Origin of the sequence: Thermodesulfatator autotrophicus (assembly GCF_001642325.1) — a bacterium.
GTDB classification, from domain to species: domain Bacteria; phylum Desulfobacterota; class Thermodesulfobacteria; order Thermodesulfobacteriales; family Thermodesulfatatoraceae; genus Thermodesulfatator; species Thermodesulfatator autotrophicus.
Genome location: NZ_LSFI01000061.1, coordinates 1 through 12,095 on the forward strand (window position 1 = coordinate 1; position 12,095 = coordinate 12,095).

A 12,095-nucleotide genomic window follows, 5' to 3' on the forward strand; every position below is an offset into this window, starting at 1 on the left:
TTTTTCGGACACAATTACTGAAATACTACCCGATTGGTTAACGCGTAGGCCCCAAAGACCTGAAACAAAACCAAACAAAACACCATAAAAACGATACGAAATTTTTTAAACATTTTCCCCCTCCTTATATTTTTTGATTTTCTGGCTTAAAAAGCCTAAAATCCCCAGAGCTAATCCTAGTAAAACTATAGTGGCGGGTTCGGGAACATTTGCGGGAGAAGAAAAGCTGATGGTGTAGTATATATCCCCCTCCCAAGCTGCTCCATCCCAGTAGGCCAAATAGTCTTCTGTTGCCTGAGGAGCTAATTGGGCATCATAAGGGCCATCGGAGAAAATTTCTTCATCAAAGATGTTATAAGGATCATAATCATAAGAGGAAATGCCCAGATAATAGATTCCTGGAGCTAGATCAGGGTCAGATATACGAGCATTAAGGTTAAGTTGACTTATATCATCATTGCTCCATAAGCCTCGGCCATATTGATCAAACAAAAAAAGCTGAAAGTCACCCTGGCCACTGGTTACTGCTTCAAAGGAACCTCCACCCCACCAGAAAGTAAAAAGATCTGCACCTGCCAGGTTATTAAATGCATCTGGAAATTCTAGGTAACCATTAATTTGAGTAGTACCCTCTGCCACCAAAATAGCTGTATCTAATGTCTTCCCCGCGTCTCCTATCTCCTGGAATAAAACCGCATAACTCCGGCTAGTCATTACCAGGAAAAGCCAGACACTTAAAAAAAGCCATTTCTTCATAAACCCCCCTCCTCAATATTTTTGGGGGAATTAAGTCATACGGAGATTACAAAGTGATGGCTCAGATTTAAAAAATGTGTGACAAACAAAAAAGAACTTTAAAGAATATTTTGACAAAATTTGTATGGTGTGCTTTTTAGCTGTTTTTTAAACTGTTCCTGAATTGCTTTATGGATTCTGTATTCTCACGCTAATAAAAAGGGAAGAATAATCACTCACAAGAACTTGTATCTTAAAATTCTGCTAGATTAATGCTGTTTAAATTTTAGTTTTCTGGTAACAGAAAAAGTCTTTTAAGCACGATGGTGGCATAACTTCCCTTGGGCAAGAAAAATTCAAGCCACACCTGGTTTCTGTTAACTATTTCAAACTTGAGTTTCTGCGGGATAATGGCTACTTCACGGGGATAAGTTTTAAAAGTAGCTCCTTTGGCCAGGGTGCGGAATTTTTCAAGGCCTTCTATTCCTTCGCGTCTTAACACTTCTTCCATTAGTTCTTTCAATTCCGGGTCTAACTTGAGTCTTGGGCTGGGTAAGGGAATTTTTTGATTCAGGATGGCTTCGGTCAGCTCTTCGGGAAAATCGCGATAAAAAAGCAATTCACCCAGAAGATAAGGGACAGGCCAAAGTTTTAGGCCCAATTTTTTCAGGTAGAGCTTTACGGTTTCGTTCCAGATATAAGCTTGATAAGCGTGGCAGAGCATCAAAAGATACTCCCGATCAACCAGGGCAAAGGCTCGTTTAAAAGTGCGTTTTGAAGGTTTGTGTCCAGCCAAAAATTCTAAAAGTCGCCTTTCCCAGGGGCTTGGTGCAAGTTCTACACAGGCTGAAAAATTGAGCCAGTTTTCTTTAAGGCAGCGGCGAAAGCCTTCGGTTTTTTTCATTTCATACTGGCTTCCTTCTGCCAGCAAAAGGTATAAGGCTTTTTCGTAGTTGCCCATAATAAGCTCTTTTATGGCAAACTCCTGCCCGCGTTTAACAGAGCCAAAACGCTGTTCGTCAAAGTAGTTCGCTACGCCGTAGCGCAAAACCAGGTCTCTTTCTCGTGAAAGCTTTTCCGGGACGACTTGAACCTCTCGCACCAGAATACGGAAAAAATTACCTTTAAGCCGGGCCTTTGACATGGGATGCTTGGTCTGGCCAAGATAGAAGAGCTCATAATTTTTGCCTTTTATATCCTTCTTGGGGCCGTGGCGGATAGTTAAGTATTGGTAAGAGATGGCATGGCGGTCTTTAAGTCCGCCGTATTGGATAGCTGAGGCTTTAAGACGCAGGCGCCTGGCAATGTCACCCACTACATCCCAGGTAGTGGCCCCGCGTTTGTAAAGACGATAAAGGGCATAATCACCTTTAGGTTCAGCTTTTATGTCAGCCACTTCGTAAACAATGAATTCTTCTGGTTTATATTTGATACGCATACGGCCAAGTTATAACACGTTATTTTGGGGACAGGCAAAATTAGAATTAGGTTTAGTCCTTTGCAATTTTTTCCGAATTAATATCAAAAAAGAGAGGTTGTTTTGCTTGCCAAAACTTTTTCAGCAGCTTTGTGGGGAGTTGAGGCCCGTCTCATAGAAGTGGAAGTTGACATTTCTTACGGTTTGCCAGGTTTTTCTCTAGTAGGTCTCCCGCAGGGAGCAGTAAAAGAAAGTAAAGAGAGGCTTAGAGCCGCCTTTAAAAATGCTGGCTTTGATTTCCCCGACCAGAAAATTACCGTAAATCTCGCGCCTGCTGACCTTAAAAAAGAAGGCAGTGGCTTTGATCTTCCCATTGCCATAGGGCTTCTTAGCACCATGCGGGTTTTAACACAGGAAAAGATTAAGCAGTTCATTTTTTACGGAGAGCTTTCTTTAGACGGCAAACTCAAGGGCGTGCGCGGTATCCTCCCTGTAGCTTTACTGGCCAAAGAAAAGGGGCTTTCTCTCTTTTGCCCTTTTGAGAACGCTAAAGAGGCCTCCTTGGTAAAAGACCTCCAGATTTTTGCCGCCAAAGACCTGGCTCAGGCAGCAGCCATCTTACGTGGAGAAGCAAAGCCGCCCAAAATTCCTAAAAATTTTGAAACAGTCCCCATAGACTATCCAGACCTTTCTGAAATCATTGGCCAGGAACAGGCCAAGCGGGCCCTAGAAATAGCGGCCGCTGGTGGCCACAATGTTTTACTGGTGGGGCCACCAGGGTCTGGTAAAAGTATGCTGGCCAAAAGGCTTCCCGGGCTTCTTCCGCCGCTTTCTTACGAAGAAGCCCTTGAATCCACCCGCATTTACAGTGTAGCCGGCCTTCTTTCTGAAGAAAAAGCAGTACTATGGAAAAGGCCTTTTCGAGCCCCACACCACACGGTGTCTGACGCTGGCTTGATCGGAGGCGGTAATCCCCCTCGGCCTGGAGAAATTTCTCTGGCTCATAGGGGTGTGCTTTTCCTGGACGAATTACCAGAGTTCAGGCGCAATACCCTTGAGGCTTTACGCCAGCCCCTTGAAGAAGGCCAAATTACAGTATCACGCGCTAACATGACCATTACTTACCCAGCAAGGTTTATACTGATAGCAGCCATGAACCCCTGCCGTTGTGGCTATTACGGGGATAAACGCAAGGCCTGTCAGTGTACACCTCAAGAAGTGCGGCGTTATCGTCAAAAAATTTCTGGGCCTCTTCTTGACCGTATAGATATTCAAATAGAAGTCCCAGCCGTGGAAATAAAAGACTTAAGCCAGGCCCAAAAGGGAGAATCTTCTAAAACTGTAGCTGAAAGAGTTTTAAAGGCCAGAGAAAAGCAGAAAAAGCGCTTTAAAAAGGAAGGCTTTTTAAATGCCCATATGAGTAACCGTGAAATAAATAGTTATTGCTCATTAGGGCCTAAAGAAAGGGCTGTTCTTGAAAAAGCAGCGGATAAATTAAATCTTTCCGCCAGGGCCTGGCACAGGGTTATAAAAATAGCCCGCACCATTGCTGACCTTGAGGCCGAAAAAGACATAAAAACACCTCATCTTTTAGAAGCCCTGCAATATCGCTTCTTTGACCGTCCGTTATGGTAAAGAGGTGGGCGGATTTTCCGCCCACCTTTAAATACCCGTAGGAAACTTGGGGAAGTGAGCTAAGCTCTTTAACGCCTCTTTAATTTTCTCTTCTGGATATTCGTAATCCTGTAACTTACCCTCAAGATAGGCATCATAGGCCGCCAGGTCAAAATGGCCATGCCCGCTAAAACCAAACACTATAACCTTTTCTTCGCCTGTTTCTTTACATTTTAAAGCTTCATCAACCGCGGCCTTGATAGCGTGGCTGGTTTCAGGAGCCGGGATAATTCCTTCTGTTTGAGCAAAGAGGAGAGCAGCTTCAAAACAAGGGTTTTGAGGATAGGCCCTGGGTTTTATAAAGCCGTCTTTTACCAGCTGACATACCAGAGGAGCATCGCCATGGTAGCGCAGACCTCCGGCATGAATAGCTGGTGGCTCAAAAGAATGCCCAAGAGTGTGCATTAAAAGGAGCGGGGTTAAACCGGCGGTATCACCAAAATCGTAGGTATAAATGCCTTTGGTCAGGGTGGGACAACTAGTAGGCTCAACAGCTATAACTTCCGCCTCAAGTTTACCTTCTATTATGTCTCCAATAAAAGGAAAAGCAAAGCCGGCAAAGTTGCTGCCTCCGCCCACACAGCCAATGAGTATATCAGGTTTTTCTCCAATCAGAGCAAGTTGTTTCTGGGTCTCAAGGCCTATAACTGTTTGATGGAGTAAAACGTGGTTCAATACGCTCCCCAGGGCATAGTTAGTGTCCTCATGGGTAGCTGCATCTTCTACCGCTTCTGAAATGGCTATGCCCAGGCTCCCGGTGGAATCCGGGTTTTCTTCAAGGATTTTGCGGCCTGCCTGGGTGCGGTTAGTAGGGGAGGGGAAAACCTCTGCTCCCCAGATGTGCATAAGGCTTTTGCGAAAGGGCTTTTGTTCAAAGGAGACCTTTACCATGTAAACCGTGCATTCCAGGCCAAAAAGTTTACAGGCAAAAGAGAGGGCACTTCCCCACTGGCCAGCTCCAGTTTCAGTGGCAAGTCTTTTAATGCCGGCTTTTTTATTATAATAAGCCTGGGCCACAGCGGTGTTGGGTTTATGGCTCCCGGGCGGGCTTACACTCTCGTTCTTAAAGTAGATGCGAGCTGGAGTCCCCAGGGCCTTTTCCAGATTGCGGGCCCGATGAAGAGGGGTTGGCCGCCATAGTTTATAGATATCCCTGACTTCGCTTGGAATTTCTATCCAGGGTTCAGGGCTCATTTCCTGTTCAATAAGGGCCTTAGGGAAAATCGGTTCAAGGTCTTCTGGTTTAACAGGTTCTTTAGTCTGAGGGTTTAATGGCGGCGCAGGGGGGCTGGGAAGCCTCGGAATAATGTTATACCAGGCCTCAGGGAGTTCTTTTTCTGGAAGTAAAATTTTGGTCTCGTCCATTGGATTCCTCCTGCTAATCATTAGAAATAGGCCGTAAGCTCAGGGCTTTCTGGTAAAGCTCTAAATATTTTTCAGAAACCTTGTCCCAGGTGTATTTTTCGTAAATGTGTTCTATGGCCTGTTTTATCATTTGTTTTATCCTGGCTGGCTCTTTGCGGTAAACTTCAAAGGCCCGCAAAATAGCGCCAGCTAATTCTTCAGGCTTTTGCTCCACATAAACAAAACCATTAAAGCCGTCTTTTACCTTTACGAGACCGCCTGTGTGTCTCACTATGGGGAGATTTCCCATAAGCTGGGCCATGAAGTCGGTAAGGCCGCAGGGTTCATAATTTGAGGGAATAACGAAGAAATCTCCAGCGGCGTAAATTAAGTTAGCAAGTTTTGGATCGTAACCCAGAAGAAGGGCCATGCGGTCAGGGAAATCTCTGGCGATGCTTATAAGACTTTCTTCTATTTCTGGGGTTCCGGTGCCAAGGATTACTGTAAGGAACTCTTCGCCCTGTTCATAAAGCATTCTAAGGGTCTGGGCCAGTATGTTTATACCTTTTTGTTCAGTCAAACGAGAAATAGCCGTAAGAAGAGGCCAGTTCTCGCGGTCATCTGGACTACCAAAGGCTTTTACGCGAAGATCACGCTCTTTTATTTTGTGCAAAAGTTCCTTACGACAGACCTTTTTCCCGGAAAAATCACCCTTGAGAGGGTCAAATCCAGCGGGAAGACCTAATTTTTCAGGTTTACGTGGGTCAAAATCTTCCGGCGTGATGCCATTGGTGATACCGTAAAGTTTGATTCCTCTCTCCTTTAAGGCGTGCCCTAGCCAACCGGTATGGGCATCAAGGTCTGTTTCCTGTAACTCTTTAGCGTATTGTTCAGAAACTGTGTTTATTACGGCGTACTTGGCCCCACAGAGGAAGGGGTTAAAAGAGCCGTTTAGCAAAGAGTCATTTATAACCCACCAGGGAAGGCCGGTATTGGCCTTGGCAAAGGGGAGGTCAGCTACATCTTGATGATAACCGAGACCGGCGTTGTGTATGGTGATAAGAAAACCCGAATAGGGAAAATAATGCCGAAAGCCCATAATTTCTCGGGCTAAAGCCGGAGTGCAGGCTGTATGTCCGTCATGGCAATGGATAATCTCTGGCTTTTCCTCAAAGTATATGGCCGTACAAAGAGCCGTTTTCTGAAGCAGTAGATTCATCGCAAAGTAATCAAAATGGGCAGAGCCTTTCTTTTTCCAGGGCTCCCTTTTTTCTTCTTCCTCGGTGTAGGTATAAATTCCCAGTTTTTCAGCGTAGCGGTCGGCTTCTATAAGAAAGATGCGCACACCGTTAAGCTCTCCCTGCCAGAGAGAAACGTCTTCTCGTCTTTCTTCGTGGGCGTAGTCCATATCTACTGAAAAATATATGCCTGTTTGCCAGAAGCCGAGCTTTTCCGGATCTAAAAAGCCATAGCGAGGCATGAAAACCGTTACTTTGATGCCTTTTCTCACCAGGGCTTCTGATAGCTCCTGGGCTACATCTTTTAAGCCACCGGCCCCGGCAATATCTCTGTATTCTCTGGTCAAAGTATAAAGATCTTTGATTTGAAACATATTTCCTCCAGGAATTAATTAAATTTGAACTGGCCTTTACCTAAAATATCATGCAAATGTAAAATCCCCACTACTTTTTTTTGCTCATCGGTAACAGGCAAAACCGTAATCAGCTTTTTTTCCATAAGATAAAGGGCTTCGGCGGCTAGAGCTTCGGGGGCTATGGTTTTAGGGTTAGGGGTCATAACTTCTCTAACGGGAAGGTTTCTAAAGTCACCATGTTTTAAAAGGGCTCGCCGCAGGTCTCCGTCAGTTACAATACCACAGATTTTCTTTCCGTCTTCAACCACCAACGCACAACCCAGGCGTTTTTCATCCATTACTTTGATGACCTGAGACATGCTATCTCCTGGAGAAACTAAAGGTAACGCGTCTCCAGTTAGCATTATTTGAGCCACTGCCACTTTAAGCCTTTCTCCAAGAGAACCACCAGGGTGATTGCGGCGGAAGTCTTCAAGGCGAATATTGCGCAGTTTGGCAAGCACCATAGCCAGGGCGTCGCCCATTACCAGAGTGGCGGTAGTGCTTGAGGTAGGGGCTACACCCAAAGGGCAGGCCTCACGCGGAACACCTATGTCAATTACCACGTCGGCTTTTTGGGCCAGAGTTGAAGAAGGATTGCCTGTTAGGGCTATAATTTTTACGCCACGATTTTTGAGTGAGGGCAAAAGCTTGTTAACTTCTTCGGTTTCGCCGGAGTTTGATATGGCGAGGAGTATATCATCCCCCACTACCATACCCAGGTCACCATGAAGGGCCTCAGCTGGATGCAGGAAAAAAGAAGGAGTGCCTGTAGAAGAAAGGGTGGCCACTATTTTGCGACCAATCAGGCCACTTTTCCCAATTCCGGTTACTACTACTCGCCCGCGAGTGTTAAGAATTAGCTCAACGGCTTTTACAAATTCAGGGCCTAATTTTTTTTGAACTTCTTCCAGACCTTCTATCTCTATAGAAAAAACTTCTTTGGCTGATTTTATTATGAGTTCCTGTTCCATAGTCCATAAATTACTAAATTTTGGAATTTCTGCCAGACATAAGGATTTTGCCTGTCCCTAAAATTTGCAAATAAAAGAAAGAGTATATAAACTCTACAAACGATGAAAACAATGAGTAAAGAAACCCAAGAATATATCCACGAAAAAGAAAAAAAAGACTTTAGGCGCTTTCTTAAAGAGTTACCAGTAGACAAGAAAAAATTACTTTTAAAGATTTTTGAAACTTTTATTGAAACTGACGAACACCTAAGTGCTGAAAAATTGGCTGATAGGCTAAAAGCCAAGGGTATTTCTGTATCTTTAAAAGACGTAGAAGAGGCCCTTAAATTCTTTTGCTGTTTGGGGTTTGCCCAGCGTAAGGAGTTTATGGGAACTCCTCCTGTTTTTGAACATCGCCATCTGGGTGAGCACCATGACCATTTAATCTGTACCAGCTGTGGCAAAATAGAAGAATTTTATTTTCCAAAGCTTGAGGAAACCCAGAATGAAATTGCCCGCCAATATGGTTTTAAACCCCTTGACCACCGCCTGGAGATTTATGGCCTATGCCGGGAGTGCCAGGCGCGTCGTAAAAGGCCTTCTTTGCCTTTAGCCCTGGTCTCTCCTGGAGAGAAGGTCAAGGTAGAGCGCCTGACAGGGTGTGGAAAAGCACAGGGGCGTCTCGCTTCCATGGGCCTGATAGAAGGTGATGTGCTTGAAGTGATTAACAATTGTGGGCCTATAGTGGTTAATGTAAGAGGAACACGGCTGGCCATAGGCCAGGGCCTTGCCCAAAAAATTTTCGTAACTCCGGTAGATTAGTCTTCAACCCTTAAACGCTTGATAAGGCTTGTTTTTCCCGTATCTTCTATCTCTAAATAGACGGCCTCAAGTTTTTTAGGACCGGTTTTAGGGACTTCAAGCTTTCTAGGTATTTGAGTGAGAAACATTTCAATAGCCTGGTCCTGACGCATACCGATTACTCCGTCGCGAATTCCAGTCATACCTACGTCGGTCAAATAAGCTGTTCCATTCGGGAAAATTCTTTCGTCTCCAGTTTGTACATGGGTATGGGTGCCAATTACAGCTGAGACCTTGCCGTCAAGATACCAGCCAAGGGCAAGTTTTTCCGAAGTGGCCTCAGCGTGAAAATCTACAAGGATGTAAGGGGTCTTTTCTCTCAAGTTTTCAGCCAGGGCCAGTCCTACTCTAAATGGGCACTCAAGATGGCGCATAAAAACCCGCCCTTCTAAATTAATGACACCCAGTTTAAGACCATTTTTTTCAAGAATAGCGTAACCTTTACCTACAGCTCCAGCGGGATAATTAGCTGGGCGCAACACCCGCTCGGCCTTGGCTAGGTAGGGAAGAAATTCTCGCCGCCATATATGGTTGCCAGAGGTGAGCAAATCAAAGCCAGCGTTAAACAATTCAAGGGCTACAGCTTCTGTTAAGCCGTAGCCCCCGGCCGCATTTTCGGCGTTTCCAATAACAAAGTCAGGAGATAACTCTTTTATCAATCCGGGGAGAAATTTATTAATGGCCTTTCTCCCCGGACGGCCAACTATATCGCCTACAAAAAGGACTTTAACGGGCATATTCTACCGCCCTCGTCTCACGAATTACCGTAACCTTTATCTGGCCAGGGTAGGTTAGCTCTTTTTCTATTTTTTTAGCAATATCTCTTGAAAGATGTACTGCTTCGGCATCAGATAACTTATGACTGTCAACTATTACGCGGATTTCACGCCCCGCCTGGATAGCGTAAGCCTTTTGTACCCCCGGAAAGGAAGTAGCTACCTTTTCCAATGTTTCCAGGCGCTTTATATAAGATTCAAGCAGTTCTTTTCTGGCGCCAGGCCTTGCTCCAGAAACAGCGTCAGCTGCTTGGACTAAGATGGCAAGAATAGATTCAGGTGGAACGTCTTCGTGGTGCGCAGCAATAGCGTTAACGATTTCTTCGTCTTCGCCGTATTTTTTGGCCAGTTCTGCGCCGATGAGGGCGTGAGGACCTTCCATTTCCTGGTCAACAGCCTTGCCTATGTCGTGGAGAAGCCCAGCCCGTTTGGCTTTTTTCACGTCAAGGCCAAGTTCCCCAGCCATGACTCCGCAGAGGTAAGCCACTTCTATGGAGTGCTGCAGGACATTTTGGGAATAACTGGTGCGGTACTTGAGCTTACCAAGTAAACGCAAAAGTTCAGAGGAAAGGCCATAGACACCCACGTCAAAGGCCGCGCGCTCACCTATTTCTTTAATGGTGACGTCAAGTTCTTCTTCAACCTTTTTGACCACCTCTTCAATACGGGCTGGATGGATGCGGCCATCAGAAATGAGTCGTTCAAGGGCAATGCGAGCCACCTCGCGACGCAAAGGGTTAAAGCCTGAAAGCACTACCACTTCAGGGGTATCGTCAATAATCAGGTCAACCCCGGTAGCAGCTTCAAGGGCCCTTATGTTTCGGCCTTCCCGGCCAATAATACGGCCTTTCATATCTTCACTGGGAAGAGGTACCACTGAAACAGCCTTTTCGGTGACCATTTCCGTGGCACAGCGAGAAATAGCCAGGGCCAGAATTTCTCTGGCTCGGCGATTAGCTTCTTCCCTAGCTTCGGTTTCTATACGCACGAGCATACGCGCTGCTTCTTCTTTGGCTTCTTCTTCGGCCTTTTTGAGGACAATTTCCTTGGCTTCCTCGTGGGTGAGTTGGGCGATCTTTTCAAGTTCTTTTTGCTGGGCTTCTGCCAGAGCTTTAAGTTCTTCTTTCTGTTTTTCTATTTCGTTTTCTTGCTGTTTTAAATACTTTTCTTTGCGTTCTAATTCTTCGGCTCGGCGCTCAATTTGTTCACTACGGCGCTCAAGACTGCTTTCTTTTTCTGAAAGTCGGCTCTCTTGCTCTAGAAGTCTACTTTCTTGTTCTAGAAGACGTTTTTCCTGTTCAGCTAACTTGCGCTGTTTTTCTTCGTATTCCTGGTCTATTTTTTCTTTGTAGCGATAGGCCTCCTCTCTAGCTTCAATCTTAACTTCTTGTTTTAGACGTTCAGCTTCTTCTTTGGCCCTGTTGATTATTTCTTGGGCTTTTTCTTCGACTGAAGCCAGTTTTTCTTTATCTTTTTTTTCTTTAATTTTTATGCCGAGCGGGACGCCCACGCCTATACCTACGGCCAGGGCAATCACCACCAGTAACAGTTCCATAAAAACCTCCTTATTTTGGGGATTAACCCCGCAAGGGAAGGCGGACAGTGAAAGGACAGGCTGTTTAGGACAAACTAAATCACTATTTGAGGCTTAAAAACTCCACAGCCATAAGAATTTATATTTTTAAGCCTCATAGAGGCTTTAAATTTTATTCCCTTCACCGGCCGCCTAGCGGCAAATTAAAAACCCTTACGGGGAAATTAAGCCCCAGGGTGCCGTGTTAACCGGCCCGCACGAGACCCTCACTTTTTAAGTGGGCGGCTCGTCCTTCCTTGCGGTTTCTCCGCCGAAGCGGAGCATACCTCCGGAAGGAGAGGAGCCTCCCCTTGGTCTCGCTGTTGGCTCGGCGGGCTAATTGGTTAATCACGCGCACCCCAGGGAACCTCTTTCAAATATTCGTCTAATTCTGAGGCCTTCTTTAATAAGGCCTCTTTGAGCTCTTCATGCTCTTTTTTTATTTTTACATATTCTGAAGAAATTTGTAAGAGGAGAAGTACCGCCACCTTAAGTGGTGGCAAAAGTCGGTATTTTTGGCGAATTTCTTTTTCTTTTTTAGCCAAAATTTCTCTTATTTCCTCCACCATTTCTTCAGGAAGGTCTGTCTTAAAAGCAAAAACCTGATCAAGAATTTTTATTTCAACAATTCTTTCCAAAGATTAAACCTCAAAATTTAAAATCCAGTAGTAGAAGTTTCTTCCTTGCTTATTTTTAAAGGCAATTCTGAAGAAGCTTGAGTGGTTGTAGGCTCTGGGCTCCCTAAACCTACTTGTTCTATCTTTTGAAGGATTTCGCCGATTTTGCTTTTTACCACGCTCTTTTCGTCCTGTAGCTGGGCTAGTTCTAACTTTAGATTTTCAATTTCAGCGTCTTTCTGGGCAATCTTTTCCATTAAGTAATTTTTTTCTTCGGTAATTTTTTTGATATACCCTATTAAGGCTTCAATCTTTTCTTCAAGAATAGCTATTTCGTCCATACCCACGGTTAGCCTCCTGTTATAAGCTTTAAGAATTTATATAATCCGTTGGCTGATTTTTTAAACCCGAGCCGCCAAAGTTTTATCGCTTATATAAGGGACAGGCAAACTTTTTAAGGCCCGCCAGAATTTAGCCGATAAAAATAGGGACAGGCAAATTTTCTTGCAAGG

Annotated in this window: 10 protein-coding genes, 1 other RNA gene and 1 pseudogene; 2 read left to right on the forward strand and 10 right to left on the reverse strand. The window is 44.9% G+C overall.

From position 1 onward, the window contains the following. Positions 1 to 105: 105 nt before the first annotated feature. Together TH606_RS10245 and truD are read right to left on the reverse strand one after the other, a co-directional pair. The gene (locus TH606_RS10245; RefSeq protein ID WP_068543680.1) at positions 106 to 756 is read right to left on the reverse strand and encodes a DVUA0089 family protein; all 651 of its coding nucleotides are present in this window, start codon (positions 754 to 756) and stop codon (positions 106 to 108) included. 265 nt (positions 757 to 1,021) lie between these two features. Then, a complete protein-coding gene (gene truD, locus TH606_RS10250; RefSeq protein ID WP_068543683.1) occupies positions 1,022 to 2,173 on the reverse strand; it encodes a tRNA pseudouridine(13) synthase TruD in 1,152 nt (383 codons plus the stop codon). Between the two features lie 102 nt (positions 2,174 to 2,275). Here truD and TH606_RS10255 point away from each other — a divergent pair, with 102 nt between their 5' ends. Next, the gene (locus TH606_RS10255) at positions 2,276 to 3,787 is read left to right on the forward strand and encodes a YifB family Mg chelatase-like AAA ATPase (protein WP_068543685.1); all 1,512 of its coding nucleotides are present in this window, start codon (positions 2,276 to 2,278) and stop codon (positions 3,785 to 3,787) included. A 27-nt stretch (positions 3,788 to 3,814) separates the two neighbouring features. Here TH606_RS10255 and TH606_RS10260 read toward each other — a convergent pair whose 3' ends face one another. Genes TH606_RS10260 through TH606_RS10270 form a run of 3 tightly spaced genes read right to left on the reverse strand, consistent with a single transcriptional unit; the run spans position 3,815 to position 7,777 of the window. Continuing rightward, positions 3,815 to 5,191, reverse strand: a complete 1,377-nt coding sequence (locus TH606_RS10260) for a TrpB-like pyridoxal phosphate-dependent enzyme (protein WP_068543689.1) — start codon at positions 5,189 to 5,191, stop codon at positions 3,815 to 3,817. Positions 5,192 to 5,204: 13 nt separating this feature from the next. Further along, a complete protein-coding gene (locus tag TH606_RS10265) occupies positions 5,205 to 6,782 on the reverse strand; it encodes a glycogen synthase (RefSeq protein ID WP_068543691.1) in 1,578 nt (525 codons plus the stop codon). A gap of 14 nt (positions 6,783 to 6,796) precedes the next feature. Continuing rightward, the gene (locus TH606_RS10270) at positions 6,797 to 7,777 is read right to left on the reverse strand and encodes a KpsF/GutQ family sugar-phosphate isomerase (RefSeq protein WP_068543694.1); all 981 of its coding nucleotides are present in this window, start codon (positions 7,775 to 7,777) and stop codon (positions 6,797 to 6,799) included. A 111-nt stretch (positions 7,778 to 7,888) separates the two neighbouring features. On the opposite strand from TH606_RS10270, the gene TH606_RS10275 reads away from it, so the two are divergent. Beyond that, complete coding sequence (locus TH606_RS10275) at positions 7,889 to 8,578, forward strand: transcriptional repressor (RefSeq protein ID WP_197460565.1); 690 nt, start codon at positions 7,889 to 7,891, stop codon at positions 8,576 to 8,578. On the opposite strand, the gene TH606_RS10280 is transcribed toward TH606_RS10275, so the two are convergent. The 5 genes and pseudogenes from TH606_RS10280 to TH606_RS10295 form a co-directional block, all read right to left on the reverse strand. Then, on the reverse strand, positions 8,575 to 9,354 hold the full coding sequence (locus TH606_RS10280) for a TIGR00282 family metallophosphoesterase (protein ID WP_068543702.1): 780 nt from the start codon (positions 9,352 to 9,354) through the stop codon (positions 8,575 to 8,577). The two genes, TH606_RS10275 and TH606_RS10280, sit on opposite strands and share 4 nt — an antisense overlap. Further along, positions 9,344 to 10,948 carry a ribonuclease Y gene (gene rny / locus TH606_RS10285; RefSeq protein WP_068543704.1) on the reverse strand — a complete coding sequence of 535 codons (1,605 nt, stop codon included), beginning with the start codon at positions 10,946 to 10,948 and terminating at the stop codon, positions 9,344 to 9,346. Before rny ends, TH606_RS10280 begins: the two co-directional genes overlap by 11 nt. Positions 10,949 to 11,151: 203 nt before the next feature. Further along, a non-coding RNA gene (ssrS, locus tag TH606_RS10290) (6S RNA) lies at positions 11,152 to 11,335 on the reverse strand. Positions 11,336 to 11,358: 23 nt separating this feature from the next. Continuing rightward, a pseudogene (locus TH606_RS12130) lies at positions 11,359 to 11,604 on the reverse strand (cell division protein ZapA); the annotation flags it as partial. Between the two features lie 17 nt (positions 11,605 to 11,621). Continuing rightward, positions 11,622 to 11,930 carry a cell division protein ZapB gene (locus TH606_RS10295; RefSeq protein WP_068543707.1) on the reverse strand — a complete coding sequence of 103 codons (309 nt, stop codon included), beginning with the start codon at positions 11,928 to 11,930 and terminating at the stop codon, positions 11,622 to 11,624. Positions 11,931 to 12,095 lie beyond the last annotated feature (165 nt).

What these genes read in the sequence shown, in the direction of transcription:
- TH606_RS10245 (WP_068543680.1), bottom strand. Translation starts at nt 756, where the DNA reads ATGAAGAAATGGCTTTTTTTAAGTGTCTGGCTTTTCCTGGTAATGACT.
- truD (WP_068543683.1), bottom strand. Translation starts at nt 2,173, where the DNA reads ATGCGTATCAAATATAAACCAGAAGAATTCATTGTTTACGAAGTGGCT.
- TH606_RS10260 (WP_068543689.1), bottom strand. Translation starts at nt 5,191, where the DNA reads ATGGACGAGACCAAAATTTTACTTCCAGAAAAAGAACTCCCTGAGGCC.
- TH606_RS10265 (WP_068543691.1), bottom strand. Translation starts at nt 6,782, where the DNA reads ATGTTTCAAATCAAAGATCTTTATACTTTGACCAGAGAATACAGAGAT.
- TH606_RS10270 (WP_068543694.1), bottom strand. Translation starts at nt 7,777, where the DNA reads ATGGAACAGGAACTCATAATAAAATCAGCCAAAGAAGTTTTTTCTATA.
- TH606_RS10275 (WP_197460565.1), top strand. Translation starts at nt 7,889, where the DNA reads ATGAGTAAAGAAACCCAAGAATATATCCACGAAAAAGAAAAAAAAGAC.
- TH606_RS10280 (WP_068543702.1), bottom strand. Translation starts at nt 9,354, where the DNA reads ATGCCCGTTAAAGTCCTTTTTGTAGGCGATATAGTTGGCCGTCCGGGG.
- rny (WP_068543704.1), bottom strand. Translation starts at nt 10,948, where the DNA reads ATGGAACTGTTACTGGTGGTGATTGCCCTGGCCGTAGGTATAGGCGTG.